We start from the raw sequence: 26,317 nt of genomic DNA, 5'->3' as shown, positions 1-26,317 counted from the left end.
GCCCTGGAGAGCGGTACTCGGGTGTTCTTCGCTGACCCCCACTCGCCCTGGCAACGACCGACGAACGAGAACACCAACGGGCTCCTGCGACAGTACTTCCCGAAAGGCTACAGACCTCTCTCGGTGGTCCGCCGAAGATCTCGAAGCCGTCGCATATGCACTCAACAATCGCCCCCGCAAGATCCTCGGCTGGAAGACCCCCGCCGAAGTCTTTGAAGAGCAACCACGCTCACTACAACAACCCGGTGTTGCATCGACCGGTTGAACTCGCCGAGTACACATCCACGCAATTTCAGGTATCGAATAGCGGAGTTGGGGCTGCGGCAGAGTTGCGGACGCACCGGATCATGTTTCGACAACGCCGCGGCGGAGAGTTTCTGGGCCCTGCTCAAGGAAGAGATCGGAACCCGGACCTGGCCCGACCGGGCCACCGCCCGCGCGGAGGTCTTCACCTTCATCGAGACCTTCTACGACCGCCGCCGCCTACGCAAGCACAAGATCTTCGGCTACCTCACCCCGGCCGAGACCAGGCAGCGGCATCAACACACCCTCGCGGCATAACGAACGAGTGTCCGAGATCACGGGGAAACTTCAGCCCGCAAGCTGGCCCTTCAGCTGGAGCAGGAGAACACGGCCCGTCAGGCCGAGCAGGACAAGGCCGCGGCTTTCGCCGCCTACCTCGACCGGGAGACTCAGGAGCGTGCCGAGGTAGAAGCCGCTGAGGAGCGGCGTGCGGAGCTGGAACGTGCGGCCCGGCGTCGGTCCGAGGAGAAGGAGACCGCCCGAATCCGGGCGGAGCTCACCGAGCAGTACCCGGAACTCGCCGCAGTATCGGGCTCGGTCATCGAGATCCAGGAGGCCCAGGAACGTACCCCTGCACCGTTCTGAGCGCTGATCACTGCCCTGTATGACCCTCACGGTATCCGGGCGGTGATCGGCGCCCATGGGCCCGCCTCTCGATCTTCCTGTTGCCTCGGGACGGGCGCGTCCGGAGCGCCGCCGAATCCGATCAGCCGACGGGCTCCTGCCCTCGGTCCGGCCCGCTGGGTCCGGAGGACCGGTGCTTCTCCCGCCCGGCTCCATGATCGCGTGGTGGCGGCCTCAACAGGCCGGTTTCGTAGCCGCGGGCGACGGCGTGGGGCAGCGTCCGGGCCCGCAGGATGATCCGCGCACGGTTCAGCAGCCGGCCCACGGTCTCCGGCCGGATCCGCAAGGCCTGGGCAATCTCGACCTGTGTACGACCCTGAGCCAGGAGGCGGAGCACGGCCAGCTCGTGCTCGGTGAACAGGTCCTTCACGTGAGAATCGGCCGGTCGACGTGCCGGTGCTCGGTCTCCACTCCGATCCCGGCGGCCAGCAGCCGAGCGGCGAGTTCCTCCGCGACGACGACCGAGCTTTTCCGGACTAAGAAATGGCGGTCACTGCGATGCCCCGACGTCCTCAGACGGGAGCGATGATCGCGGTCGGGTAGGTTCTGGCCATGGTTGATGACTGGCGGATGGATCGGATCGGGTGTGCCCTGCGAGGCGAGAACCCCACGGTTCTGCGGCGCTTGAGCGCGGGATTCGCAGTGATCGGCGATGTGCAGTTCCTGCCGGGCTACTCGGTGCTCCTGGTGGATGATCCTGAGGTGGAGAGGCTGTCGGACCTGCCCAGGGACAAGCGGCTGGCTTTCCTGTCCGACATGGATCAACTCGGGGAAGCGGTCGAGCGGGCATCCCGTCACCTGGATGCGGCTTTCCGGCGGGTCAATCTTGAGATCCTGGGCAACACCGATGGGTTCCTGCATGCGCACGTATGGCCCCGGTTCGAGTGGGAGCCGGCCGACTTGGTGCGAATTCCGGTGTGGCTCTACCCCCGCGAGAAGTGGACGGAGAAGCAGTAGGCACTCGGACCGCAGCACGACCCGCTGCTTGCGCGGGCGGTCCGGACACTACGTCGGGTACGACCTCCAGCTGCGGGAATTGCTGCCCCACCGACTCGGCGAACGAGGCGATCACTTGTTCCGCCTCCTGCGCAGTCGCACCCCGGCCGGTCGATTCAGCCGACCCCGGGGGGGTGCCTCTATGTCTTTCGTCAAGGCATCTCTGTCGGGTTTGGGGTGGTTCGGGATTGCTGGTGTTATGCGGCGAGTTCGACGTCCGCAGGCGTTTGGGATTCGTAGAGGGTGCCGTCGCGGAGCATGGCGAACAGGACGCTGATGCGTTGGCGGGCGAGGCGGAGGAGGGCTTGGGTGTGGGTTTTGCCGCGGGCTCGTTGCTTGTCGTAGTAGGCGCGGGAGGCCGGGTCGGTTTTCCGTGCGGTAATAGCCGCGCGCCGTGCGGTACTGACCTGCTGCTGCGGCGTGCCGGCGCACGCCAGATGCGTCTGACCTGGTCTTTTGCGGTGCTCGCATAAGGGAGCGTTGTGGCGCGGTCCCACGGCCGTCGAGGGAAGCTTCGCACTCCGTCCACAACCCGCCACATCGCATGACGTCCCCGCTGTCCCTGCCGTGCCCGGTCTGCCAGGAGACGCCGCCTGCATCGGCGAGGTTCGGAGCGGCAGCTTGCCCGGGTGCGATGCGGCGGCGCATCTGGTGCGAGCCGCACCCACGATCCACGTCTCTCCGCAGGGCACAGTTGTTCCGGATGCTCTCGCGCGTCCACTCATCGCCGGGGCCCGTAGCGTTCTGGCCTTCGTCCGGGTCGGGCCCTGCAGCTTGCGGAGCACACGCGACCTCGACATCGCAGGCGACGTTTCTGTCATTCAGATCGCCGACACCGCACACCGGCCCTGCGCCCTGTACGCGGTTCCGGGCTGGGCCCGGCCGCCGCTGGCGGCCGCCCGTGCCCATCACCGGTTGGAGTTCCGCCCGGGCGGAGAGGGCGTGTTCGCCCCGGTGCTGCGTTCCGGGGCACGGCAGCTGTGCACCCGTGTCGAGAACCTTCCAGCTCGTCAGCTGGGGAGGTTCACCTCCCGCGGAATGTCCCACGGATTCCCCTGCTGAAGCGGCGGAGGCAGGAATGCGTCCGGGGTGTTCTGGTAGGCGATCGGGCGAAGCCAACGGGTGATTGCGCGGGTGCCGACGCTGGTGTGGAGCGGGGAGGTAGTGGCGGGCCAGGGGCCGCCGTGGTGCATGGCGGCGGTGATGGCGACTCCGGTGGGCCAGCCGTTCCAGATGAGGCGTCCGGTGCGCAGAGCGCTTGTCAGGGTGTGGAAGAGATCTTCGTCCTCGGCCTCATCGCCATGGATGGTGGCTGTGAGCCCCGCGGGGAGGGCGCGCAGGGTCTCCAGCACGTCCTCGTGGGTGGTGTAGGTGACGACCAGGGAGGCTGGGCCGAAGCATTCCTCCAGGAGCTCGGGGGAGGTACGCAGCGCCTCGGCCGTCGTGGTGAGGAGGGCCGGGGTGGCGTAGCGGGGTTCCGCGGGGTGGGGCGGGTTGTGCAGGGGCCGTACCGCCGGGTGTGTGGCGAGGGCGGTGAGCGTCGTGCGGTAGGCGTTCGCTATCCAATCGCCCAACAGGGGGGCCGGGGGCCTCGACACGTACTCTCCGCGCAGGGCGTCGTCCAGGCCGTGGCCCGTCGGCAGGAAAAGCAGGCCCGGCTTGGTGCAGAACTGGCCCTGGCCGAGCGTCGCCGACGCCGCGTACTCGCGCACGATGTCCGCGCCGCGTGCGGCGCATGCCGCCGGGGTCACCACCACTGGGTTGAGAGAGCCGAGCTCACCGTAGAACGGGATCGGGTCCGGGCGGCCCGTCGCCAGGTCGAACAGGGCTCGTCCGCCCGCCGTGGAGCCGGTGAAGCCGGCTGCGCGGATCGCCGGATCGGTGACCAGCGCACGGCCCGTCTCCCGGCCGTGGACCAGGGTCAGGACGCCCTCCGGCAGGACGTCCGCGGCGAGTTCGGCGGTCAGGTCTGACAGGCGGGGGTGTCCCTGGTGGGCCTTGACCACCACCGGGCAGCCTGCCGTCAGCGCGCTCGCCGTGTCGCCGCCCAGTACAGAGAAGGCGAAGGGGAAGTTCGATGCGGAGAACACCGCGACCGGGCCCAGCGGCACCAGCATGCGGCGGATGTCGGGGCGGGGCGCGGGCTGGGCAGAGGGGTCGGCGTGGTCGATCACCGCGTCCAGGAAGCTGCCGTCCTCGACCGCGTCGGCGAACATCTCGAGCTGCACCCGGGTGCGACGGATCTCGCCCTTGAGGCGTTCGACGCCGAGCCGGGTCTCGTCCTCGGCCACGGACGCCAGGTGGGCGTCATTGGCGCCGAGCGCCTGCGACAGGCCCCGCAGCAGCGAGGCCCGCGCAGGGAGGGGGAGCGCGGCGAGCGACGGTGCGGCGGCCTCGGCTGCCTCCGTCGCGGCACGGGCCGCCGAAGAAGCAGCAGTAGCAGGGGGAGGGGTGGACATTTCTTACCTCTTCTACAGGAAAATGGCAGGTGTAGGTCAGGGGCGGGTGTCGTCCGTCGCCTGCGCCAGGAGTTCGGCTATGTGGACGGCCTTGACGCGGGAGCGGGCCCTGCGCAGGCCGGTCCGGAGCTGGCGCAGACAGCCCGGGTTAACGGCGACGACGTAGTCCACTCCGGCCGCCTCGATCTCGCGGATCTTGGTGTCGAGGATGCGGCGGGACTCGCGCGGCCTGAGCAGGGCGTATGTGCCCGCCGCGCCACAGCAGCCCGCGGCGGAGGGCAGTTCGACATAGTCGGCGACACGGCCGAGCAGGGCGCGGGGTTCCTTCCAGACGCTGAGGCCGTTGCGGAGGTGGCAGGAGTCCTGGAGGGTGACGCGGGCGCGACGCCCGTCCACCCGCACTTCGCCCGCCGGTGTCGTGGGTTCGTCCCTCTCGCCCCGCTCCGCCAACAGCTCGGAGATCTCCTTCACCCGGTCCCGGCCCAGGACCGACGCCAGGTGCGCCGCGCAGCCGCCGGATGTGGTGACGATGGTGCCGGGCAGGTCCTCGCCGAGGCGGTGGGCGAGGCGTTCACCGGCCGCCGTGTCGCCGTTGTGGGCGTGCAGGGCGCCGCAGCAGCCCTGGCCGGCGGGGGCCGCGAGCCCCGGCACCAGCTGCCGCGCGGCCCGGCTGACCTCGGGAAACAGCACCTGTTCGAAGCAGCCGAGCATCAGGGAGGCCTCCGGCGTCGCGGCCCCCACCGGGTCTCCGGCGGAGGGCACACGCGGCCACCGCACCTTCCTCAGCACAGCCCCCGGCAGCCGCCTCACCGCACCCATCACGCGGAACACGTCTCGCAGCCGCGCCACCAGCATCAGCGCACGCGCGGGCAGGGGCCGACGGCGGCCCTTCCACTGGTGGTCGCGCCACTGCTCCAGAAGCTGGCCATACTCGACCCCGGCCGGGCAGACCGGTTCGCAGGCTCGGCATCCCAGGCACTGGGAGGCCTGTTCGGTGAGGGTCGGGTCGTAGGGATCGAGGTCGCCGTTCTGGAGGGCGCGCATCAGGTTGATGCGGCCGCGGGGAGAGGACGCCTCGTCGCCGGTCGCCGCGTAGGTCGGGCAGGCGGGCAGGCAGAAGCCGCAGGAGATGCAGCGGGAGAGGAGCTCGGGGTCGAAGACGCGCTCGGTCATGCGTGCCGCCTTCCGGGGGTGCCATTCATGAACCCAGCTTTCCGGGATTGAGGATTGCGGCCGGGTCGAAGGCGCCCTTGACCCGGCGCAGCAGCGACACCTGGTCGGAGCCGAGCTGCGCGGACAGATAGGGGAACTTGGCCGCGCCGACGCCGTGTTCGCCGGTGATGGTGCCGCCGAGTTCCAGGGCGGCGGAGAAGATCTCTCCGAAGGCGTGCTCGGCGCGGGCGACGGACGCGGTGTCCTCGCGGGACTCGATCACGCAGGTCGGGTGGAGGTTGCCGTCTCCGGCGTGGCCGAAGGTGGCGATGGTGAGGTCGTGGCGATCGGCGATGCGGTCGATGCGCTCGACCATCTCGGCGATGCGCGGACGGGGAACGGTCGCGTCCTCCAGGATGGTGAGGGAGCCCAGCCAGGACAGGGCGGGCAGGGCGCAGCGGCGGGCGGCGAGCAGCGCCTCGGCCTCGGCGATACGGGCGGCCGTGGTGACCTCCAGGGCGCCCTGGGCGGAGCAGGCGTCGCTCATCCGGGCCATGACCTGGGCGACGGCATCGGGTTCGCCGTCGTCGCCGAAGAGCAGGAGCGCCCCGGCGTCGGTGCGCAGGCCCAGCCGCGCGAACTCCTCCACGGCGCGGATGCAGGACCGGTCGAGGAATTCGAGGGTGGCGGGCAGCACGCCGTCGGAGATGATCGCGGCGACGGCGCGGCCCGCCGTGGCCAGGTCGGAGAAGTAGGCGACGCCGGTGCCGGAGGTGCGGGGCGCGGGCCGCAGCGCGAGGGTGGCCTCGGTGATCACGGCGAGGGTGCCCTCGGAGCCGGTCAGCAGCCGCGTCAGGTCGTATCCGGCGACGTCCTTGTGGAGTCTGCCGCCCGTGCGGATGATCTCCCCGGTGGGCAGTACGGCTTCCAGGCCGAGGACGTAGTCACGGGTGACGCCGTATTTGAGGCCGCGCAGGCCGCCCGCGTTGGTGGCGATGGTGCCGCCGATGGTGGCGACGGCGCGGCTGCCGGGGTCGGGCGCCCACAGCAGGTCCTCGCGGGCGGCGGCGTCGGCGAGTGCCGTGCTGGTGACGCCCGGCTGGACCCGGGCGAGGAGTTCGGGCGGGGCGATCTCCAGGATGCGGTCGAGGCGGGTGAGGGCGAGGACGATGCCGCCGTGCAGGGCGACGGTCGCTGCGCACAGATTGGAGCCGGCGCCGCGAGGGATGACCGGCACGGCGTGCCGGGTGGCGAGTTTCAGGACGGCCGCCACCTCATGGGTGTCGGCGGGGAAGTCCACGGCGTCGGGCCGGGCGGAGAACAGGGGGGTCGCGTCCCGGCTGAAGGGGACCAGGTCGCCGTCCGTGTCGCGGTAGTGGACGTCGCCGACGATCGACTTCAGCGCGGCTCTGACAGGGGCTTGCACGGTTGCCTCCTGGGCCGGTCCCGCCCCGGCGGGGCGGGGGCGGGACCGGCAGGGCACTAGAACTTGACGGTGGAGCGGTCCGCGATGAGGACGGGCGAGTCGTACACCGGGATGCCCTTGAAGGTGTACGTGCCGTTCTGCACCGACCAGTTGGCGGCCGGGATGTCGTGGATTGCGCCCGTGCGTACGTCGATGTATACCGGGTCGGGGAAGTCACCGTCTGTGAAGGTGAGATCCGTGGACGTGCGGTTGTTGGTCTCGGAGGGCTTGCCCGCGCCGGACCACACGCCGACGACCTGGCGGCCGCTGGTGCGGTTGGCGAAGGCCTGTACGGTCAGCGACGTGCTGGGCGTGGCACTCCAGCGGTAGCCGGGCAGCGGCTTCAGGCTGCTGTCGAAGATCGACGCCAGGGCCTGCACGGCGTAGAACGACTGCTTCGCGTAGCGAATCGACTTGTCCGTGTTGGTCTGGAGCAGGCCCTTGCTGTTGACCTTCCCCGGGTAGTGCAGGTCGGAGATGCTGAAGACGGAGGTGCTGATGTCCCGGCCCAGGTCGTTGAGGACCCGGCGCAGGAACCATTTCGACTGGCTCAGCTCCGTCCAGTCCAGGTCGCCCAGCGCGCCGAAGCTGCCGGGGGCGCTGGGCGCGCCGTTCTCGCCCTGCCGGATCACCGCACCGGGCGCGTACTGGTCGACCAGCGCCTTCAACTTCGCGACCTGCTCGTACGTCCAGGCGTCGTCCGGGTTGGGGTTGTACGGGTGGTAGCTGAAACCGCCCAGCAGCTCGGATTTGCCCTTCTGGGAGAGCAGCGTCAGGAAGTCCTTGGCGTACGGGACGTCGATCCCCGCCTCCTGTCCGTAGATCACCGCGCCGGGCTGCGCGGCACGCACCAGGCCGGCCGTACGGATGTAGAAGTCGGTGTAGTCGGCGACCGGGATACCGGCGAGGTTGGGCTCGTTCCAGACCTCCCACTCGGTGACCCGGTCTTTGTACCGGTTCACCATCGCCTTCACCCAGGCGTCCCACGCCTTCAGCCCTTCGGCGGAGGAGGGCAGTTCACCGCCGAGGCCGCCACCACCGCCACCGCTGTAGATCTTGTTGCCGTATGACAGCTGGATCCACGGCTTGAGGCCCTTGGCGCGGGCGTCGTCGACGATCTTGTCCAGCCAGGTCCAGTCGTAGACGCCCTTGGTCTTCTCGGTCTTGGCCCAGCCGCCCTGGAGGCGTACTCCGGTCGCGCCGAGCTTGCCGAGGTACGGGGAGAACGCCTGGTGGCTGGTGTAGTCCCGGTCGAGGGTCTCGGCGCCGACCAGCAGCTTGGAGGTGCCGATCTGGAGGGCGGGGCGAGGGCCGACCTGCCCGAGGTAGGGCCAGCCCTGCGGCCCGGACTCGGTGGTGGTGCGTACGTCGTCCAGCCAGGCGGTGCCGGTGTGGGCGGTGGAGACACCGGCCTGGAGCCCGCTCAGGGACTTGGTGGTGGTGCGAAACGCCAGGCGCCTCGCCGTGCGGGAGCCGTCGATGTAGACGTCGGCGGTGCCCGATGAAGGGTCGGCGACGATACGGATGTCGTACCAGCGGCCGGCCGTGTAGGCGCCGAGGTCGATACGTCCGGCGCCGTTGTACGTGAAGAGGCGCCCGTCGGCGCCCATAGCGACGGTGACGTTGTGGCCGCCCGTGCCGTCGAGGTGCACACCGATCGTCGTGGAGGTCTGCGCGGCGCGCAGCCGGAAACCCGCGACGAGCGTCGAGGTCGTCGTGCCGAAGGAGGCGCGCGCGGTGACGGGCGCGCTGGTGGAGGCGTCGCGCAGCCGCAGGCTGCGGTCGACGGTGCCAGGCACGTCCTGCACGGTGGCGTCGCCGGCCGCTCCGGTCACGGACCAGCCGGAGGGTGCTGTGCCGACGGCGGTGGAGTCGAAGTCGCCGGTCAGATCGGCGGCCGTGGCCGGGCCTGCCGTCGCGACGGATATCAGACCGGCGACGAGGGAGGCCGCGATCAATGCTGCGGAGGGGCGCCTGAGGGATGAGGAGTTGACCATGGTGTTCCTGCCTTCTTCCTTGGAGGCTGGTACTGCCCTGCGGCGGGCCCGCCCCGCCGCAGGAGTGGGAGGGGCGAGGATCAGTCCTGCGGGTGCAGTTGGACCTGCGTCGAGGGCTGCGAGGCGGTTGTGAGGCGGCTTTCCTCGTACGCGCGCAATGTGTCCTCGTCCGCGGGGTAGGTGCCGCGCAGGGGGGCGCCTGCCAGGACGCGCTCGGTGAGGAACGCCTCCAGGCGCTCCTGCTCCCGAGCCTGATGGGCGACCACCGGCACGAGATGGCGCGGCACGCAGACCACGCCATCGCGGTCGCCGACCAGGACGTCGCCCGGGTAGACGGGGACGCCTGCGCAGCCGACCGGGACCTGCGTGTCGACCGCGTGGTGCTGGGCGAGATTGGTCATCGCGGCGGCACCAGCCGCGTACACCGGGAGCGGCAGCTTGCTGATCTCCTCGATGTCGCGCAACGTGCCGTCCGTGACCAGACCGGCCGCGCCGCGCACCGACAGCCGGGACAGCAGGATGTTGCCGGCCGAGGCAGCGCGGCCCTCGCCACGGCAGTCCACGACCAGGACCTGGCCGGGGCCGGCCTGCTCGATCGCGGCGCGCTGCGGATGGTCGTAGTCGTCGAAGACATCGAGGGTGTCGATGTCCTCGCGCGCCGGGATGTAGCGCAGCGTGAACGCCTCGCCCACCATGCGCGGCTGGTCGCCGGTCACCCGGCCGAGCCCGGCGAGGAAGGTGTTGCGCAGGCCCAGCTTGAACAGCTGGGTGGTGAGGGTGGCGGTGCTGGCCTCACGGAGCGCGGCCAGGTCGTCGGGGCTCAGCGGTGCCTGGGGCGTCTCGGTCATGATGCGGATCCTTGCGGCTGGCCGGCGCCGAGGGGCACCGGGGCGGTGGTGGCGGGGGAGTCGAGGGACGGGTCGGTGCCCGATGGCCGGATCTGGGCGGTCAGACCGCCGTCGACGGTGAGCACCTGGCCGGTGATGAAGGAGGCGTCGGCGGAGGCGAGGAAGGCGACAGCCGCCGCGACATCGGCGCCGTTGCCCATCCGGCCGAGCGGCACCGGCCGGATACGGGCGCTCTTCTGCGCGGCGTCCAGCAACTCGTACCGGTCGTTGATGACAGGGCCGGGTGCGACGGCGTTGACACGGATGCCGAGCGGTGCGAGTTCCAGGGCGGTGGCCCTGGTGGTGGCCTCGACAGCACCCTTGGAGGCGTCGTAGGCGACGGCCGCGCGGTGGGCGCGGGTCGCGCCGACGGAGGAGATGTTGACGACGGTGCCTCCGGCCCGCATGACCCGGGCGGCGGCGACCGTGCACAGGAAAGTGCCGCGCGCGTTGACCGCGAAGCTGCGGTCCCAGTCCGCCGGGTCCAGGTCGAGGAGGCCACCGCGGCCGAGCATCGCGGCGGCGGCGTTGTTGATGACCACGTCCAGGCCACCGAGCTCCGCCACGGCGCGGGCGACGAACGCGTCGACCTGCGCAGGGTCCGACACGTCGCCGGGACAGGCGACGGCACGCGCCCCGCCGTCCCGCAGCGCGGCCGCCGCCGCCTCGGCCTCCGCCGGGTCAGGTCCGTTGACGGCGATCGCGGCGCCCTCCTCGGCCAGTCGTACGGCGATGGCGAGGCCGATGTTGCGGGCGCCACCGGTGACGAGGGCCACGCGGCCGGTGAAACGGCGGCCGGGAGAGGCCGGGGTCGTGTGGGTGGGGTCGCCGGGCCGGCCGGCAGGAGACGCGGGGCCCCCGGCCGGAGCCGTACCGCTGCTTGTCCCGCCCGTCATCGCGTCGTCTCCTGACGGTCCACCACGGCCGCCGCGCTGGTCGACGCCCAGGTCAGCGGGGACGCCGACGCCTTGACCAGCTCCGGGTCGAGGGTCATGCCGAGGCCGGGGCCGGACGGCACATGCAGCCTGCCGTCGATGTAGCGCACCGGGTCGGTCACCACATCGCGGGTGTAGAGCAGCGGGCCCACCGGGTCGCTGGGCTCGGTGACCGGCGGCATCGCCATGGCGACATGGGCGGCGGCTGCCGTACCGATGGACAGTTCCTGGGTGGTGCCGACCAGACAGGTCTTCCCGGCGGCCTCGGCGATGGAGAAGATCCGGCGGGCCGGGGTAATCCCGCCGATCGCGATGACGCTCACGTTGAACACGTCGACCGCCTCCGCGGCGACCAGGTCCAGTGCCCAGCGGAAGCCGTAGACGTGCTCGCTGATGGGGACGGCGAGCCGGTTGCGGGCGTACACGAGTCCGCGTACGTCGTGGTTGGGGGCCGGGGCCTCGACCAGGCCGTAGCCCACGTCGGCGACGCGTTCGGCGAAGTTGCAGGCCGCCTTGGCGTCCAGCAGGTTGGAGAAGTCGAGGGACTTGATGGTGATGCGGTCGCCGAACCGTTGCCGGGCGGTGCGCAGGAAGCGCTCGTCCAGGTCGAGCCGGCGGCCCACGTACACCCGGAAGTACTCGAAACCCTCGGTGAGGCGCCGCTCCACCATGGCGAGGTTGCGTTCGACGTCCTCCTCGCTCTGCTGCCGGAAGACCGGGTAGGCGATCGGCACGGACTCGCGTACCGCGCCGCCCAGCAGGTCGACCACGCGTACGCCGAGCTGCTTGGCCGCGAGGTCCCAGAAGGCGATGTCCACACCGCACTTGATGGCACGGCTCTTGTCGTAGATGTAGCCGGCCTGCGGGAAGTTGGCCTCCAGGCGCCGTTCCACCTCGGTGAGCTGGAGGGCGTCGAGTCCGACGAGGATCTCGTTGAGGGTGGCCTCCAGTTCGGAGACGTCGAAGTGGAAGCGCGGCAGGTGCTGGAGGTCGGACATCTCCCCCACACCCACCAGGGAGTCGTCGTCGGTGTGGAGTTCGACGAGGATGTGGCCGCAGGTGATGCTGTTGTGCCGGGGGGTGTTGATCGAGGTCAGGACGACCCTGGTCACCTTCGCCACTGGGGGCTCCGTTCCTTGTGCGGGGAGTTCGGTGTCGTACGGGAGTGCCGGCCGGGCGCGCTGGCCAGCAGTTCGCGGGTGTAGTCGTGGGCGGGGTCGGCGTAGATGTCCTCGGCCGGGCCCTCCTCGACGATCCGGCCGTGGCGCATCACGGCGATGCGGTGGGCCACCGAGCGGACCACCGCCAGGTCGTGGGTGATGAAGAGATAGGCCATGCCGTGCTCGGCCTGGAGGGCGGCGAGCAGGTTGAGGACCTGTGCCTGGATCGAGACGTCGAGGGCGCTGACCGCCTCGTCGCAGACGATGAGCCGGGGGCGCAGGGCGAGGGCACGCGCGATGGCGATGCGTTGCCGCTGGCCGCCGGAGAACGCGGCCGGGAAGCGGTCCAGGGCGAAGGAGTCGAGGCCCACGTCCCGCAGCAGCCCGGTCAGCACGTTCTCGCCGGACTCCAGGCCGTGCACCCGCAGGGGTTCCTGGAGGATCTGCCGGACCGTCAGCCGGGGGTCGAGACTGGCGTACGGGTTCTGGAAGACGACCTGCACCTCCCGCTGGAGGCGGCGCAGCTCTGCGGGGCCCGGCCGGGTCACGTCGATGCCGTCGTAGCGGACGGAACCGCCGGACGGGCGCTCCAGGCGCAGCAGCAGTTTGGTCAGGCTGGTCTTGCCCGAACCGGACTCGCCGACCAGAGCCAAGGTCTTCCCCGCCTCCACCCGCAGACTCACGTCCTGGACGGCGTGCACGTGCCCGGTGATCCGGCGCAGCGCCCCGCTCCGGACGGGGTAGCGCAGGCCGACGCCGTCGAACTCGGCGATCGGCGCGGCCTCGTCGGACACCGCCCTGACGGGCTCGGGACTGAGCACCGGCAGGGCCCGCCCCGCGGGCAGTTCCACCGGGGGGTCCGCGAAGTGGCAGGCGGCCGCGTGGTCGGAGCCATACACCTTCAACTCGGGCACGGTCGTCCCGCAGTCGTCCACGGCGACGGGGCAGCGCGGGGCGAAGGAGCAGCCAGTGGCCCGGTCCCGCAGCCGCGGCGGCTGCCCCTCCACGGAGACCAGCCGGGTACGGGCGGCCGCGTCGACCCGGGGCGTGGCCGCGAGCAGCGCCTGTGTGTACGGCATGCGCGGGTTCTTCAGGACCTGGGCGGCGGGGCCGCTCTCCACGACCCGGCCCGCGTACATCACCGCGACCGTGTCGGCCTGCTCGGCGACCACCCCGAGGTCATGGGTGATCAGGATCAGGCCCATGCCGAGGTCGTCGCAGAGGGAGCGGAGCATCGCCATGATCTCCGCCTGCACGGCTACGTCCAGGGCGGTGGTCGGCTCGTCCGCGATGAGCACCTCGGGCCCGGACGCGATGGCGAGGGCGATGGCGGCGCGCTGCCGCATACCGCCGGACAGCTCGTGCACGTACTGCCGCATCCTGCTCTCCGGGTCGGGCATCCGCGCCCGCTCCAGCGCCTGAACCGCACGGCGGCGGGCTTCGTCCTTACTCATCCGCTCATGGGCGCGCACCGCATCCATGATCTGGGTGCCGATGGTGAGCAGCGGGTTCAGCGCGGAGCCGGGGTCCTGGAAGACCATGGCCACCCGCCGCCCACGCACCGACCGCCACTGCTTGGCGTCCAGGGCGCGCAGGTCCTCGCCGTTGAGCCGGATCGAGCCGGTGATGCCGCAGACCGGCTCGGGCGGGTTCAGCCCGAGCAGGCTGAGTGCCGTCACCGTCTTGCCGGACCCCGACTCGCCGACGACGGCCAGCGTCTCGCCCGCCTTCAGGCTGAGATCGACGCTGTCCACCGCGCGCACGGGCGGGCCGGCCGGGGTGGCGTTGAAGGTGACGCTGAGGTCCTTGATCTCAAGGAGGGACATGGCGTCACGCCCCGAGTTCGGCTTCGGCGAGGCGCCACTGGCCGTCCACGTCCAGCTGGATGCCCTTGAGACGGCTGCTGTGGATGAGGGGGGACTTCGCCTGGTGCAGGAACACCCAGTAGTTGTTGTCGATGATGCGGCGCTGCGCGTCCGCGTACGCCTTCTTCCGGTCGGGCCGGTCGGCGGACTCGGCTCCGTCGGCGAGGAGCGCGTCGAGGGTGCGGTCGTCGAGGCCGGACCAGTTGTTGGGGCCGTCGCTGGTGAAGTACGGGTCGAAGGAGAGCGACGGGTCCAGGCGCGGGATGTCGATGACCAGCAGCGCCGCGTCGAAGTCCCGCTTCTTCATCCGGTCCAGCATCGTTTGGAACTCCAGCACTTCGGCCTTGGCGGCGAAGCCGGCCTCGGTGAGCTGGCTCTGCAGCAGCTCGGCGATGGTGGGGTCGGGGGCGCGGCGGCGGGCGACCAGTGTGAGCGGCACCTCACCGCGCAGCCCCGCGTCCTTGAGCGCCTTGCGCGCCGTGTCCGCGTCGTGCGGCAGGGGGGCTATGGAGTCGTCGTAGAACCAGTCGGAGGTGGTCGCGAAGGACGGGGCGATGTCGTACTCGTCGCCCGCCGCCGCCTTGCCCACCGAGCGACGGTCGACGGCCTGAGCGAACGCGGCGCGCACCTTCGGGTTCTTGAAGGGGCCCTTGGTGGTGTTGAGGGCGACGTAGTAGGAGCGACGCACCCCGCCGTCCTTGATGACGATGCGCTTGTCGTCGGCGAGCTGCTTGTACTCCTCCGGGGGCAGGGCGCGCACCAGTTGGACGCCGCCGGTGGAGAGTTCGGCGCGCAGCACCTTGGCCTCGGTGACGAAGCGCAGGACGACCTTGTCGAGCTTGGGCAGGCTGCTGCCGTCGGACGCCTTCGCCCAGTACGTGTCGTTGCGCTCGGCGGTCAGCTGCACCTTGGAACGCCACACCGAGAAGGTGAAGGGGCCGGTGCCCACAGGGTGGCGGCTGAAGTCCTTGCCGTACTTCTTCAGGGCGGCCGGGGAGGCGATCATGCCCGCCTCGTGCGCCATGTGGGTGAGCAGCAGCGGGTCTGGTGACTTCAGCTTCAGCTTGACGGTCCTGGCGTCGGGTGCCTCGACGGAGGCGACCTTGGCGAGTGCGGCGGCCTTGGTGGAGAGCGTCTTGGGGTCCATCACACGGCGCAGGTTGCGGACCACGGCCTCGGCGTCGCAGTCGGTGTCGTCGTGGAACCTCACCCCGTCGCGCAGGATGAAGGTGACCTCCTCGTCGGTCTGCTCCCACTCGGTGGCGAGCGCTGCCTCGAAGGTGCCGTCGGGCTGCTGGCGCAGCAGCGCGTCGAAGAAGAGGTTCAGGACATTGCGGTCGGAGGAGATGGCGGCGCTCAGCGCCGGGTCGAGAGTGGCCGGCTCGTTGTCGAAGCCTGCGGTCAGGGTGGCGGACCCGCCGCCGGAGGAGCCCGAGCCGCCGCATCCGGAGAGCGTGACCAGGGAGGCGGTGGCCGCGGTGACGGCGGCCCCGGCGAGGACGGTACGGCGTGGCAGCCCTCGTGTGGAGCTGGAGGAGGGAGACGTGGACCGGGAGGAACGTGAGGAAAGCGACATGATGGGGCACCTTCTGTACGGATTGCGGGTGCGGGATACGGAGCGCCGGGAGGCGAAGGGCGCGGGCCCGGCAGACAGGGAGGGCCGCTGGTGCGGTGTGGTGGGAGGGAACCGTGCGACCGGGTCTTGCCGGAAGGCCATCGGCGATGGGGCGGGACGCGGGCCGGGACAGTGTCGGTGCGGCGTCCGGGAGAGGTGTCAGAGATGGGGCCTGCGGCCGGTCGGAAGACGTACAGGCTGGAGGGCCCGTCGGTCGCGGGGAGACTTGATGTCATCGGACCTGCCGCGACTGGCATCGCGGCGGCCGGAGCCCGGGGGCGTCATCGGGGCGGTGTCAGCTGCGGCCGGTGCGCGTCCAGCGCGTCCCGCAGCGCGTCGGCCAGCATGTTGAACGCGGCCACGGTCAGCAGGATCGCGAGACCGGGGAAAACACTCAGTGACCAGCTGGCGCTGAGGTGATCCGTGCCGGAGGCGACCATCGCGCCCCAGCTGGGCTGCGGTGGCTGCACGCTCAGACCCAGGAAGCTCAGCGCCGCCTCGGCCATGATCGCCGTGGATACCTGGAGCGCGGCGAACACCAGCAGCGTGCCCGCCAGATGCGGCAGCAGGTGGCGCCGCATGATCGCGGTCTGCGGGACGCCCACGATGCGTGCGGCCGACACCCATTCGCGGGTCCGCAGCGACAGCACCTCACCCCGGACCACCCGCGCGAAGCGGGGCGTGGTCACCACGGCGATGGCGATGAGCGCGTTACGCAGACCGGGGCCGAGCGCGGCGACAACGGTGAGGGCGAGCACCAGCAGGGGGAAGGCGAGCAGGCCGTCGGACAGCCGCATGATCACGGAGTCCAGCCATCCGCCCCGGTAGCCGGCGATCAGGCCGAGGACCGTACCGGCGATCAGTGCGGCGCCGACGGTGACGGTTGCGACCTCGGTCGTCACCATCGCTCCGGCGACGATGCGCGCGAGGACGTCCCGGCCGAGTTCGTCCGTGCCGAGCCAGTGCTCGGCGCCCGGCCCGGCGAGGAGGGCGCCCGTGTCGGTGGCTCGCATCCGGTCGGTCATGAAGGGCCGGGCCGCTGCCGCCAGTACGAGCAACAACAGGACGGGCAGGGCGAGCTGGGCGCGGCGGTCACGGCGCAGCCGGTCGAGGACCGGCCGGCGCGGGGCCGGGGCGAGGGTTTCGGTGGCCATCATCGCTCCTGTCAGTACGTGATGCGCGGGTCGAGCCACGCGTAGACCAGGTCGGCCAGCAGGTTCACCAGGAGGACGAAGACCACGACCATCAGAACCGCGCCCTGCACGACGGGCAGGTCCCGGCTGAAGATGCCGTTGACGATCAGCGTGCCCATGCCGGGCACGGTGAAGACGGTCTCGGTGACCACGGTGGCGCTCATCAGCGCGCCGATCTGGAGCGCCACGACCGTCACGACAGGCACGATCGCGTTGCGCAGGGCATAGACGCCGACGATCCGGCGGCGGGAGAGGCCGCCGGCCTCGGCGGTGCGGATGTAGTCCTCGTTGAACGCGGCCAGCAGCGCGGCCCGCGTCTGCCGCATGGTGACGGCCGCGATGGTGGAGCCGATCGTCACAGCGGGCAACGCCATGTGCCGCAGGTTCTCCAGGGGGTCCTCGGTGAACGGCACATAGCCGGACGGCGGCAGCACTTTCAGCCACAGCGCGAACACCAGGATGAGCAGCGCGGCCAGGTAGAAGTGCGGAGCCGACAGCGCCACCAGCCCCACGGAGTTCAGCGCCGTGTCGGTGGGCCTACGGCGCTTGACGGCAGCCAGCACACCGGCCGGGATGCCGATGAACAAGGCGAAGGCCAGGGCGATCAGACCGAGTTCGGCGGTCGCGGCGAACCGGTCGCCGAGTACAGCGCCGATCTTCTCCCCGGTCAGCCAGGAGGCTCCGAGGTCACCGCGGAGGATGCCGCCGATCCAGTCGGTGAACTGCTGCCACATGGGGGCGTCGAGACCGAGTTCGGCGCGCAGTGCCGCTCGGTCGGCGGTGCTGGCCTCCTGCCCGAGGATGTCCACGGTGGGATCGCCGGGCATCAGTCGCAGGAGGAGGAAGAGCACCAACGACACCACGAGCACAACGGGTATCAGTTGGAGTAGTCGGCGGATCAGGTATCCGGTCATCGAGCCGGCTCCGTTTGTCTGTGGGGTGGGCTGTGGTGGGGCACCGAGTCCTCGCCGGTGGAGGCGCGCGGCAGGCGGCGGAGCCAGTCGAGCCGGTGGGCGGGGGCGAGATCGTAGGCGTAGAGAACCAGCGCGTTCGCACCGTGGGAGCGGGCGAGGCGGGCGATGTCGGCCAGCTCCTCCTCACCGCGCGTCTGCGCGGCGCCGAGGTTCCAGCCAGCGGCGAACCGGGTGCCGGTGCGGCTCGCAGCGAGCAGGTCCCGCCGCAGGGCGGCACGGCCGCCCCCCAGGTTGGTGACGGTGAGTCCGCCAGCTGCCGAGGCCAGCGCGGACAGCTCACCGGTCGACTTTCCCTCGCAGGAGTACGGGTCGGCGGTGGCCCGCACGGACACCGGCAGGCCCCTGGCCACTTCGGCCGCCGCTCGGACGAGACGGGTGGTGACATCGGCCCGCACCGCGAGCAGCGCGTCGTGCAGCTCCTGCCCGAGCGCGGCTGCGCCGTCCTCGGCCATGTCGCCATGTGCTGGACGCGGATCACGCAACTGCGCCAGGACGGCGGCCCGGGTACGGCCCGCCGCCTCCGCGCTGTCCACGCCCGCTTCCAGCAGGCGGGCGGAGCAGGCAGGGCAGAAGCACAGCGAGAGCAGCCAACGGTCCACGAGGCGCAGCGCGGCGCCCGTCTTGTCGTGGGCGCTCGCGTGCTGCCACCCTAGATAGCCGAAGGCCTCCAGTTCCAGGGCGCTGACCCCGGGCTGAGCGGCGGTCTCGGCGACCAGGTCCCGGGCGTAGCGCACCACGTCCGGCTGGGCCGGGCACAGCGCGTGCCGGTAGGGGTGGCCGAACGCGTTGCGCACGGCCAGTTCGGGACGAGTGGTGGCCGGGGCCGACTGGTGGAGGGCTACCAGCCAGCCCGTCACCGCCACCCCCGAGGCGACCAGCGCCTCGGCGGCCGTCGTCGCGTGATCGCCGTGCACGGGCAAGGCCATGGACGCATGCCCGCCGCCCCCGGTTCGCCCGGCGAACCAGCGGCCTCCGGCGAAGTCCACGACGGCCGCCGGCTCACTCGTCGTGAGCAGCCAGCGCCCGCCGTGGTAGGCGTACGCCAGCCGGACCCGGTCCACCCCCGCCTCCCGCAGCTGCTCCGCCCGGGCCTGGGGGGCCCGGCGGAACGACAGCGGGTGGGCGAAGAGTTCGGTGTTCACTTCTCGGCCCCGAGCGAACCTGCGATGGTCTGCTGGGCCTTGCGGATGTGGGCGCGGGTCAGGTTTTCAGCACGGTCGGCGTCGCCCTGCTCCATCGCTTCGAGAATCGCCGCGTGTTCGGCGGCCTCCTCCTCGAAGGTGGCCCGCAGCCGCCAGCCGAGTCCCGCCACGAACGCGGTCAGGTCCTGCAGTTGGTCGAGGAAGGCGCACAGGAAGCTGTTGCCGCACGCGGTGTACAGCTCCCGGTGGAAGCGCCGGTTGGCTATGCCGAGGCCCTGTGTCTCCCCGGAGCCGATCAGCGCGGAGGCATCCCCCAGTGCTCGCCGCGCCTGGGCGTAGCGCGTCGCACCGTGCAGCTCGGCTCCGAGCCGTACCGCCTCCGGCTCGGCGGCGCACCGCGCGGTGTACAGCTCCCGCACCAGTTTGTCGTCGGGGCGGCGGACACTCACGCCCTGGTAGGCGTTGATCTCCACCAGGCCGGTCGCCCGCAGTTGCTTGAGGGCCTCACGCACCGGGGTCTTCGAGACGCCGTACGTCTCGGCCAGCTCGCGTTCCACCAGGGCCCTGCCGGGGAGCAGTGCCCCGTCGAGGATCGCCTGGCGCAGAGCTTCGCGCACCCGGTCCGTACGGGAGGCCGGCTGGCCCAGGGGAGGCAGCGCCATCGGGGAGGGCGCGCCGTCCGTTGTCTCGTAATCGATGCTTGGCATGTCGGCATGCTGATATACCAGCACACCAGAGCGCAACCCTCGGGCATCAGGTTCATGAAATCTGGCCGTAAGCTGACCGAACGTCAGAAGATTTACACAGCAACCCATCTTGCATCTGAAGCCGGGGTCTGCCACCGTCACTGACGCAACTCGCCCCCCACGGAACGATCCGGTGGGTAACGCCGTGGCTGACCAGCCACGTTCACGCGTCGTGCTGCCGTCTCCCGGCCGCCTGCCCCCGGACGAAGCCTTCGTCGGCGGCGTCCGCCCTGCCGTACCCGCCGACCACGGGCGCGGTGGTGCCCCTTGTCCTCGATCGCCCGTGAGGTCTCTCGTGCACGAACGATGCCCCGCCATGGCCGGCTGGGACGCGGTGCCGTGCGCGCGAGCGCCCTCAGAGAAAAGGCAGTAATGAAACGCACAGGCGTATACGCAATGTCCGCACTTCTGGCCGGATCGGCTATACCCCTCGGCCTCGTCGGCTCACCGCAGGCCGAGGCGGCAGCCCGGACGTACTACGTCAGCCCCAGCGGCTCCGACAGCAACCCGGGAACCTCGCCGGACAAGCCGTTCCGCACGCTCCAGAAGGCCGCGGACGGCACCGTGCCCGGCGACACCGTCTCGATCATGAACGGCACGTACAAGGAGAAGCCGGGACGCTCGGACGTCCTGGTGGTCTCCCGCTCCGGCAAGGCTGGGGCGCCCATCACCTACCGCGCGCACCCCGGACACCACCCCGTGATCAACCCGGTCGCCGCGTGGAACGGCATCCGTATCAACGGCGCCTCGCACATCGTGGTCCGGGACCTGGAGGTCAAGGGAAACAGTGCCAACGTCTCCCTCGCCGAGGCCGAGCGGGGCGCCAGCACCAAGAACGGCACGTACAACACCAACTGCGTGTGGGCCGAGCCCAACAAGGCGACAGGCACCCGGCCTCACCACATCGACATCATCGGCAACACCGTCCACCACTGCCAAGGCCTCGGCATCGGCTCACGCGGCGCGGACTACATGACCATCGACCGCAACCATGTATACGCCACCTCGTGGTACGCGGTCTTCGCGACCAGCGGCATCTCGATTCTGGCCGCGCAGGACATCGACGGCGGCGACCCCAAGAAGTACAAGATCCGCGTCACCAACAACGTCGTCCACGACAACGAAGCCAAGGTGAAGTGGGAGAAGTGCCGTTGCTATTCGGACGGTAACGGCATCATCATCGACACGCTCAAGGACAAGGCGAAAGCCGGAGCGACCGGTCCCGACTACCGCGGCCGTGTCCTGGTCGCCAACAACGTATCGTACAACAACGGCGGCTCCGGGATCCACTCCTTCAAGAGCCAGCACGTCGACATCCTGCACAACACGGCTTACCGCAACGGCCGTAGCACCCGCATGAACAGCTACGCCAACATCTTCGCCCAGGACAGCAGGGACGTTCGCCTCCTCAACAACGTCTCCTACGGCCGGGTGAACCAGGCCACCAACTCCAAGAGCAAGAACGTCGACGTCACCTATGACTACAACGTGTACTTCGGCGGCCGTGCGCCCGAGGTGAAGGGTCCGCACGACCTCGTCGCCGATCCGAAACTCGTCGCACCCGGCAACGACGGGACCCCCGACTTCCGTCTGGCCAAGGGCTCGCCGGCGATCGGGTCCGGCACACCGCTGCCCGAGATCACCACGGACATCACCGGCGTCCGTAGGGACGCCGGGTCGGCGGACCGGGGTGCGTACGTCTTTGGTGCGGCGAAGGACGCGGCGGCGCCGGAGGCGACAGCCGCAGAGAAGGGCGAGGAGTCCGCGGCGGGCTCAGAGAAGAAGGAGGAGCAGTTCGCCGGCAAGGAGACGGCCTCCGGCGCGGACAGCGACTCGGATGGCGACGGCAACGACGTCAAGGCGAACGGCGGGGGCGAGGACCCGGTCGCGACCGGTGGGGGCAATGACCTGGCCGCGACCGGCGCGGGTGTCGCGATGCCTCTCGGCCTGGCCGCAGCGGCCCTGGCCCTTGGTGGCGGCATCTTCTTCATGCTGCGCCGCAAGCGCACCTGAGGCCACCACATCACCCAAGCCCGCCGCCCCGGAAGCCTCCGCCGGGGCGGCTGGCTCCGCCCCTCCGCCGCGCCTGCCAGACTTGGGCCATGGCGGCAGAGACGCGAAGGACCCGGCCCCTTGATCCCGAGACAGCCACACCCGATCCGCCCCGCGTCGCCTGGCGGAGACAGATGAGACAGCGGGTACTGGAAACGGCACGCGACATGACTTCTGCCAACGGCTGGAACCAGGTCAGCCTGTCCGCCGTAGCGGCCGCCGCCGAGGTGTCCCGCCCCTCGGTCTACAAGGAGTTCGGCAGCCGCGCGGGCATGGGGCACGCCTTAGTGGTCCGCGAGACCCAGGAGTTCCTGGCGGGCGTCGCCGAGGTCCTCTACCCCGGCCGGCCGGACACCAGGGCCTGCCTGGAGGCCGCGATCCGCCACGTTCTCACGGAGGCCCACCACAACCCCCTGATCAGTGCCGTCGTCATGGCCTCCCGCGAAGGCTCCGACAGCCTGCTGCCCTACCTCACCGCCCGCGCGGACCCCATCTTCGATGCCGCCCAGACCCTCCTGCGTGCCTGGCTTGCCGAACGCTTCCCTGACCAGGACGAGCCCGCGATCACCGTCGCGGCGGACATCACGGTCCGCATGACCATCAGCCACCTGGTCTTGCCGGACACGGACACGGACGCGGCGGAGACGGCGGAGCGGCTGGCGGGCGCAGTGCTGAAGCTCCTCCGATAAGGCCCCCTGACGCGACTCGGCCCCCAAACCCTGATCTTGGAGCACCCGAATGTCGTTCAGGACTCCGCGTCGGTGCCGAGGGGAAGCTCCCCACACTGTGCAGGAGGTCACTGCTACCCGTCCTTGGGGTGGGGATCCGCCCCCGCGAGACCAGACAACGGGGTGCCGTCGCGATACGACTTTCGGGAGGAGCCCGATGAGGCGTCGCAAGCGTCGGAGAAACAGGAGCAGAAGCGGCTCGGAGTACCGAATCCGAGCTCGGTGGAGACCTCGGCCACCAGCCGGTCGGCGGTGATCAGTAGCCTTTGTGCCTCCGCGACCCCGCATTGCGTGACATGCGTTCAGGATGGTGCGCAGAACGTCCTTGAACAGTGCCATGGCGTAGTGCAGGTGCAGCGGGACGATGGAGGCCACGCACTCCAAGGTAAGAGGTTCGCGAAATTGCTCGTTCCGCTCCCAGGCGCGATACCTCGGCTGATTCTGCTCGTAGCAGAGTGTGACTGTGCCGAACAGGGGGAGAGGCGGCAACGGGGCTGGCAGCATGCACCACGGGTGGGCTGTGGGGTTGGCTGTCTTGCAGCGGCTGTGCCGGGTACCTGCCGTCTCCCGCTGCAGGTACCGGGGGCGCCCTGTAGCCGTGCGGTACGTACCGCACGGCAGTGCCGCTACTGGGGATCGAGGCGGACGCAGCGGGATCCAGCAGGATGCGAATGTCCGACTCTGTGGCGTTTCCGCAGGTGAGAGGTATCACGCTTATGGGTTCGAGTCCCACCCGCCCCACCGAGCGTCCCCAGGTAGAGTCGTTCTGACCTGCGGGGAACGCGTTCTCGGGGGTGCTTTTGCGTGCGGTATCCGCCGTGCGCCGTGCGGTACTGAACCGCTGGCGCATTGAGGCAGCGCGTCTGAGCTGGGCTTTTGTGGTGATCGCCTGAAAGAGCGTCGTGACGCGGTCGCACGGCGCTCGTAGCAGCGGGCAAGGCGGTGGAAGGCATTCTGCCAGGCGTGCGTGCGCTCGACTTGCCACCGCTGGCTCGCCTGGATCGGCGCCTTCTCACCCTTGTGCGCGATGCGGCCGTGCAGGTTGCGGGCGGCGAGTTCGGTGCGGCTAATGTCCGAGTCGTAGCCGGCGTCCAGATGGACTGTGATGTCGTCGGGCAGCGGCCCGAGGTCGTCCAGCAAGTCCAGGGTCGGCGCGAGAAGCGGTGAGTCGTGGCGGTTCGCCCCGGCCAGGACCCGGCCGAGTGGGATCCCGTAACCATCTGTCATGCCTGAGCGTTTCAAGCCCTGCTTGCCGCGATCGACCGGTGAGGGCCCGGCGACCTCTCCGCCGCCGGGGGCCTTGGTGATGGAGCCGTCGATGGCGATCTGGTCGAGCACGAGCCCGACGATCCGGTCGTAGGACTCCAGCATGATCTGTTTGAGCCGGGCGAAGATGCCGAGCCGGATCCACTCGTCGCGGCGGTTGCGGATGGTGGTCGCCGAGCAGGTCGTGTCGGAGATCGCCTGGTAGGAGCAGCCGAATCGCAGAAGCTGCAACAGCTTGTCGAACACGATCCGGTCGCTGATGCGGCGGCGGTGGCACCCCAGCGGGTGGGACGGATCGACCGTAGGGCGCTCAGGCAAGAACGCCGCGAATTGGTCCCAGAGCGGGTCAGTCAGCCATGATGGAAGCACGGGCACAGGTCCCCCAGTGATCACAGAGCGTCGCAACTCCATGATCACCGGGTCCTGGGCCCGCCTTGTCGCCGGGGACTTCCCACGCCGCCTGTCTGCGTGAGTGCGGCGGATTATTGATGGGCCCCCAGGTGATGGAAGTCCCATAGGCAGACTATGAAGCGGAATGTGCTATCGCCGTCTACTGCTGCAGCTACGTGATGTCGCGCCAGAGGATGGAGGCTGTCGCTGAGACGATCAGCGTCGCCGCAGGGACGGGTCGAGCAGCGCGGGCGGGGTGTCGTTCTTCTCGTGTGCGGCGAGGTCGGCGCCGGGGGCGACGATCGCGTCGATCGCGTCGAGTACGTCGGTGGGGAGCTTGGTGTCTGCGGCGGCGAGCTGCGAGTGCAGGTGGTCCGGCGTCCGGGGGCCGATGAGCGCGCTGGTCACGCCGGGGTGCGCGGTCACGAAGCCGAGCGCGAGCTGGATCATCGTCAGCCCGGCGTCGTCGGCGACTCCGGCCAGCCGCTCGACGGCGTCGAGTCTGGCCCGATTGGAGGGGGTGGTGGTGTCGAAGCGTTGCGGCATGAAAATTGAGCGGCTGGTGGTGATGTCCCTGCCCTCGCGGATCGCGCCCGACAGCCAGCCCGAGGCCAGTGGGCTCCATACCAGGACGCCGAGCCCGTACTGCTCTGTCACGGGCAGCACATGGGTCTCGACGCCGCGTTGCAGGATCGAGTAGCTGGGCTGTTCGGTGATGTAACGGCTCAAGTGGTGCTCGCGGGCGGCCCACTGGGCTTGCACGATGCGGTAGGCGGGAAAGGTCGAGGAGCCGAAGTAGCGGATCTTTCCCGCGCGCTGCAGATCGGTCAACGCTGACAGGGTCTCCTCGTCGCTGGTGTTCGGATCCCACCGGTGGATCTGGTAAAGGTCGACGTGGTCGACGCCGAGCCGACGCAGGCTGTCCTCCAGCGCGGTGACCAGCCAGCGGCGCGAACTGCCCTGGCGGTTGCGCTCGTCGCCCATCGGCATGGTCGCTTTCGTGGCCAGCACGATGTCGTCTCGGCGCCCTGCGATGGCCTTGCCGACCATCTCCTCCGACTCGCCGCCGCTGTACACGTCGGCAGTGTCGATCAGGTTGATCCCCGCCCCCAGCGCGGCGTCGACGATGGCGGTGACCTCGTCCTGGGTGGTGCGCCCGATCTTTCCGAAGTTCATCGCGCCGAGCGCGATGGTGCTGACCTGCACACCGGTGCGGCCCAAGGTGCGGTACTGCATGACCGTGTCTCCTCATGGGGGAAGCGTGGTGCATTACATGGCTTGGTTACCGGGTTCCTGCTCTGGCATTATGAGCAAAACGGAACCTCGTTCCGGAACGATACGGAACATGGTTCCGTTTTTGCAAGCGGTGAGTGGAAGGAACACGTGGTGAGCGACAGCTGCGAGGGCGCAGGACAGGCGGCCCCGTCTGGGCGGAAGGACGCCCGACGTAACAAGGAAACCCTGCTCGATGCCGCCGCCGCGGTCTTCGTCATGTCAGGCGTGGACGCGCCGGTACGCGACATCGCGGCCAAGGCGGGCGTCGGGCTGGGGACGATCTACCGCCACTTCCCGACGCGAGCGGACCTCATCATCGGCGTCTACCGGCATCAAGTCGACGCCTGCGCCGATGCCGGCCCGGCCCTCTTGGCGACTAGTTCTCCGCACACAGCCCTAGGGAAGTGGATCAACCTCTTCGTCGATTTCCTGGTGGCCAAACACGGACTCGCCTCTGTGCTCCAGGCCGACAACGCCGGCTTCGAGGCGCTGCATGCCTACTTCCTCGACCGTCTCCTACCCGTCTGCACCGAACTGCTCGAAGCCGCAGCCGTCGCCGACGAGATCCGCCCCGACATCGACGCGTATCAGCTCATGCGTGGCGTCGGTAACCTCTGCATCGGCGCGGACAGCGATCCCCGCTACGACGCACGCCGGATGACCGAACTGCTCATCGCAGGGCTACGCCGACCGCACCACTGATCTCGGCGACCTCGCGCGTGCGGCTCTGCTAGTAGGGCTTTGTTAGCCTCGCCGTTTCACTTGGGTACGGCTGGCTTTGGGGCGGAAACGCGAAAGTGCCTTCCTGACCTGGGACGATGAACCTTGCTGAGGGGTTCTGTCGGTCCAGGCGGAGGGCACTTTCTACGTGCAGGCTATCGGGTTGCGTCCCAAGGTCCATGTCAGTGCGGATGGTTCGGGGGTGATCGGGCATGCTGGGGCACGGTTGCTGGCGGATCTCGCTGAGGCCACCGGGCTGACCGCCGCGTACTCCGCCGCTCTCAGGCCGCTTCGGCCGCGCGGGACCGGGCATGATCCGGGCCGGGTCGCCACCGATCTCGCGGTGATGCTCGCCGACGGCGGTGAGGCGATC

Annotated in this window: 20 protein-coding genes and 5 pseudogenes; 7 read left to right on the top strand and 18 right to left on the bottom strand. The window is 70.0% G+C overall.

The window, feature by feature from the left end; all coding sequences use genetic code 11:
* Together ABZ154_RS31780 and ABZ154_RS31775 are read left to right on the top strand one after the other, a co-directional pair.
* Window positions 1-265 (top strand): annotated as a pseudogene (locus tag ABZ154_RS31780) (IS30 family transposase); the annotation flags it as partial.
* A gap of 47 nt (window positions 266-312) precedes the next feature.
* Window positions 313-561, top strand: a complete 249-nt coding sequence (locus ABZ154_RS31775; RefSeq protein WP_356837826.1) for an integrase core domain-containing protein — start codon at window positions 313-315, stop codon at window positions 559-561.
* A 30-nt stretch (window positions 562-591) separates the two neighbouring features.
* On the opposite strand, the gene ABZ154_RS31770 is transcribed toward ABZ154_RS31775, so the two are convergent.
* Window positions 592-945, bottom strand: a complete 354-nt coding sequence (locus tag ABZ154_RS31770; protein WP_356837825.1) for a hypothetical protein — start codon at window positions 943-945, stop codon at window positions 592-594.
* 64 nt (window positions 946-1,009) lie between these two features.
* Complete coding sequence (locus ABZ154_RS31765) at window positions 1,010-1,297, bottom strand: LuxR C-terminal-related transcriptional regulator (protein ID WP_356837824.1); 288 nt, start codon at window positions 1,295-1,297, stop codon at window positions 1,010-1,012.
* A gap of 182 nt (window positions 1,298-1,479) precedes the next feature.
* Between ABZ154_RS31765 and ABZ154_RS31760 the strand changes: the two are divergent.
* Window positions 1,480-1,881 (top strand): annotated as a pseudogene (locus ABZ154_RS31760) (diadenosine tetraphosphate hydrolase); the annotation flags it as partial.
* Window positions 1,882-2,120: 239 nt separating this feature from the next.
* Here ABZ154_RS31760 and ABZ154_RS31755 read toward each other — a convergent pair.
* The 14 genes and pseudogenes from ABZ154_RS31755 to ABZ154_RS31690 form a co-directional block, all read right to left on the bottom strand.
* Window positions 2,121-2,288 (bottom strand): annotated as a pseudogene (locus ABZ154_RS31755) (IS110 family transposase); the annotation flags it as partial.
* Window positions 2,289-2,933: 645 nt separating this feature from the next.
* A complete protein-coding gene (locus tag ABZ154_RS31750) occupies window positions 2,934-4,382 on the bottom strand; it encodes an aldehyde dehydrogenase (NADP(+)) (protein ID WP_356837823.1) in 1,449 nt (482 codons plus the stop codon).
* A gap of 36 nt (window positions 4,383-4,418) precedes the next feature.
* The gene (locus ABZ154_RS31745; protein WP_356837822.1) at window positions 4,419-5,555 is read right to left on the bottom strand and encodes a (Fe-S)-binding protein; all 1,137 of its coding nucleotides are present in this window, start codon (window positions 5,553-5,555) and stop codon (window positions 4,419-4,421) included.
* Between the two features lie 25 nt (window positions 5,556-5,580).
* Window positions 5,581-6,960: an FAD-linked oxidase C-terminal domain-containing protein gene (locus ABZ154_RS31740; protein WP_356837821.1), complete on the bottom strand. Its 1,380-nt coding sequence runs from the start codon at window positions 6,958-6,960 to the stop codon at window positions 5,581-5,583.
* Between the two features lie 56 nt (window positions 6,961-7,016).
* Window positions 7,017-8,996 (bottom strand): hypothetical protein, encoded by a 1,980-nt coding sequence (locus tag ABZ154_RS31735; protein WP_356837820.1) that lies wholly within the window; start codon window positions 8,994-8,996, stop codon window positions 7,017-7,019.
* Window positions 8,997-9,076: 80 nt separating this feature from the next.
* Window positions 9,077-9,844, bottom strand: a complete 768-nt coding sequence (locus ABZ154_RS31730; RefSeq protein ID WP_356837819.1) for a ribonuclease activity regulator RraA — start codon at window positions 9,842-9,844, stop codon at window positions 9,077-9,079.
* Window positions 9,841-10,779 carry a glucose 1-dehydrogenase gene (locus tag ABZ154_RS31725; RefSeq protein WP_356837818.1) on the bottom strand — a complete coding sequence of 313 codons (939 nt, stop codon included), beginning with the start codon at window positions 10,777-10,779 and terminating at the stop codon, window positions 9,841-9,843. The genes ABZ154_RS31730 and ABZ154_RS31725 overlap by 4 nt, the downstream gene beginning before the upstream one ends.
* The gene (locus ABZ154_RS31720) at window positions 10,776-11,939 is read right to left on the bottom strand and encodes an enolase C-terminal domain-like protein (protein ID WP_356837817.1); all 1,164 of its coding nucleotides are present in this window, start codon (window positions 11,937-11,939) and stop codon (window positions 10,776-10,778) included. Before ABZ154_RS31720 ends, ABZ154_RS31725 begins: the two co-directional genes overlap by 4 nt.
* Window positions 11,927-13,804 (bottom strand): ABC transporter ATP-binding protein, encoded by a 1,878-nt coding sequence (locus ABZ154_RS31715; RefSeq protein WP_356837816.1) that lies wholly within the window; start codon window positions 13,802-13,804, stop codon window positions 11,927-11,929. Before ABZ154_RS31715 ends, ABZ154_RS31720 begins: the two co-directional genes overlap by 13 nt.
* A 4-nt stretch (window positions 13,805-13,808) precedes the next feature.
* Entirely contained in the window at window positions 13,809-15,419 is a 1,611-nt protein-coding gene (locus ABZ154_RS31710; RefSeq protein ID WP_356837815.1) for an ABC transporter substrate-binding protein, read from the bottom strand.
* 320 nt (window positions 15,420-15,739) lie between these two features.
* Window positions 15,740-16,612 carry an ABC transporter permease gene (locus ABZ154_RS31705; protein ID WP_356837814.1) on the bottom strand — a complete coding sequence of 291 codons (873 nt, stop codon included), beginning with the start codon at window positions 16,610-16,612 and terminating at the stop codon, window positions 15,740-15,742.
* Window positions 16,613-16,623: 11 nt separating this feature from the next.
* A complete protein-coding gene (locus ABZ154_RS31700) occupies window positions 16,624-17,565 on the bottom strand; it encodes an ABC transporter permease (protein ID WP_356837813.1) in 942 nt (313 codons plus the stop codon).
* Window positions 17,562-18,767 (bottom strand): hypothetical protein, encoded by a 1,206-nt coding sequence (locus ABZ154_RS31695; protein WP_356837812.1) that lies wholly within the window; start codon window positions 18,765-18,767, stop codon window positions 17,562-17,564. The genes ABZ154_RS31700 and ABZ154_RS31695 overlap by 4 nt, the downstream gene beginning before the upstream one ends.
* Window positions 18,764-19,474 carry a GntR family transcriptional regulator gene (locus tag ABZ154_RS31690; protein WP_356837811.1) on the bottom strand — a complete coding sequence of 237 codons (711 nt, stop codon included), beginning with the start codon at window positions 19,472-19,474 and terminating at the stop codon, window positions 18,764-18,766. Before ABZ154_RS31690 ends, ABZ154_RS31695 begins: the two co-directional genes overlap by 4 nt.
* Before the next feature lie 435 nt (window positions 19,475-19,909).
* Between ABZ154_RS31690 and ABZ154_RS31685 the strand changes: the two genes are divergently transcribed.
* Together ABZ154_RS31685 and ABZ154_RS31680 are read left to right on the top strand one after the other, a co-directional pair.
* Entirely contained in the window at window positions 19,910-21,526 is a 1,617-nt protein-coding gene (locus ABZ154_RS31685) for a right-handed parallel beta-helix repeat-containing protein (protein WP_356837810.1), read from the top strand.
* Between the two features lie 89 nt (window positions 21,527-21,615).
* Window positions 21,616-22,254 (top strand): TetR family transcriptional regulator, encoded by a 639-nt coding sequence (locus ABZ154_RS31680; RefSeq protein WP_356837808.1) that lies wholly within the window; start codon window positions 21,616-21,618, stop codon window positions 22,252-22,254.
* 954 nt (window positions 22,255-23,208) lie between these two features.
* Here ABZ154_RS31680 and ABZ154_RS31675 read toward each other — a convergent pair.
* Window positions 23,209-23,934 (bottom strand): annotated as a pseudogene (locus ABZ154_RS31675) (IS5 family transposase); the annotation flags it as partial.
* A gap of 231 nt (window positions 23,935-24,165) precedes the next feature.
* Complete coding sequence (locus ABZ154_RS31670; RefSeq protein ID WP_356837807.1) at window positions 24,166-25,185, bottom strand: aldo/keto reductase; 1,020 nt, start codon at window positions 25,183-25,185, stop codon at window positions 24,166-24,168.
* 150 nt (window positions 25,186-25,335) lie between these two features.
* Here ABZ154_RS31670 and ABZ154_RS31665 point away from each other — a divergent pair, with 150 nt between their 5' ends.
* Window positions 25,336-25,926, top strand: a complete 591-nt coding sequence (locus ABZ154_RS31665) for a TetR/AcrR family transcriptional regulator (protein ID WP_356837827.1) — start codon at window positions 25,336-25,338, stop codon at window positions 25,924-25,926.
* A gap of 136 nt (window positions 25,927-26,062) precedes the next feature.
* Window positions 26,063-26,317 (top strand): annotated as a pseudogene (locus tag ABZ154_RS31660) (IS1380 family transposase); the annotation flags it as partial.

Origin of the sequence: Streptomyces sp. NPDC006261 (assembly GCF_040613515.1) — a bacterium.
In the GTDB taxonomy this organism is placed as follows: domain Bacteria; phylum Actinomycetota; class Actinomycetes; order Streptomycetales; family Streptomycetaceae; genus Streptomyces.
The sequence above is the reverse complement of the archived record's forward strand: the minus strand, read 5'-3'. Positions and strand labels throughout refer to the sequence as shown.

Coding starts and splice junctions, on each gene's coding strand:
- ABZ154_RS31770 (WP_356837825.1), bottom strand. CDS start 945: ATGGGCGCCGATCACCGCCCGGATACCGTGAGGGTCATACAGGGCAGT.
- ABZ154_RS31750 (WP_356837823.1), bottom strand. CDS start 4,382: ATGTCCACCCCTCCCCCTGCTACTGCTGCTTCTTCGGCGGCCCGTGCC.
- ABZ154_RS31745 (WP_356837822.1), bottom strand. CDS start 5,555: ATGACCGAGCGCGTCTTCGACCCCGAGCTCCTCTCCCGCTGCATCTCC.
- ABZ154_RS31735 (WP_356837820.1), bottom strand. CDS start 8,996: ATGGTCAACTCCTCATCCCTCAGGCGCCCCTCCGCAGCATTGATCGCG.
- ABZ154_RS31730 (WP_356837819.1), bottom strand. CDS start 9,844: ATGACCGAGACGCCCCAGGCACCGCTGAGCCCCGACGACCTGGCCGCG.
- ABZ154_RS31725 (WP_356837818.1), bottom strand. CDS start 10,779: ATGACGGGCGGGACAAGCAGCGGTACGGCTCCGGCCGGGGGCCCCGCG.
- ABZ154_RS31715 (WP_356837816.1), bottom strand. CDS start 13,804: ATGTCCCTCCTTGAGATCAAGGACCTCAGCGTCACCTTCAACGCCACC.
- ABZ154_RS31710 (WP_356837815.1), bottom strand. CDS start 15,419: ATGTCGCTTTCCTCACGTTCCTCCCGGTCCACGTCTCCCTCCTCCAGC.
- ABZ154_RS31705 (WP_356837814.1), bottom strand. CDS start 16,612: ATGGCCACCGAAACCCTCGCCCCGGCCCCGCGCCGGCCGGTCCTCGAC.
- ABZ154_RS31700 (WP_356837813.1), bottom strand. CDS start 17,565: ATGACCGGATACCTGATCCGCCGACTACTCCAACTGATACCCGTTGTG.
- ABZ154_RS31690 (WP_356837811.1), bottom strand. CDS start 19,474: ATGCCAAGCATCGATTACGAGACAACGGACGGCGCGCCCTCCCCGATG.
- ABZ154_RS31685 (WP_356837810.1), top strand. CDS start 19,910: ATGTCCGCACTTCTGGCCGGATCGGCTATACCCCTCGGCCTCGTCGGC.
- ABZ154_RS31680 (WP_356837808.1), top strand. CDS start 21,616: ATGGCGGCAGAGACGCGAAGGACCCGGCCCCTTGATCCCGAGACAGCC.
- ABZ154_RS31670 (WP_356837807.1), bottom strand. CDS start 25,185: ATGCAGTACCGCACCTTGGGCCGCACCGGTGTGCAGGTCAGCACCATC.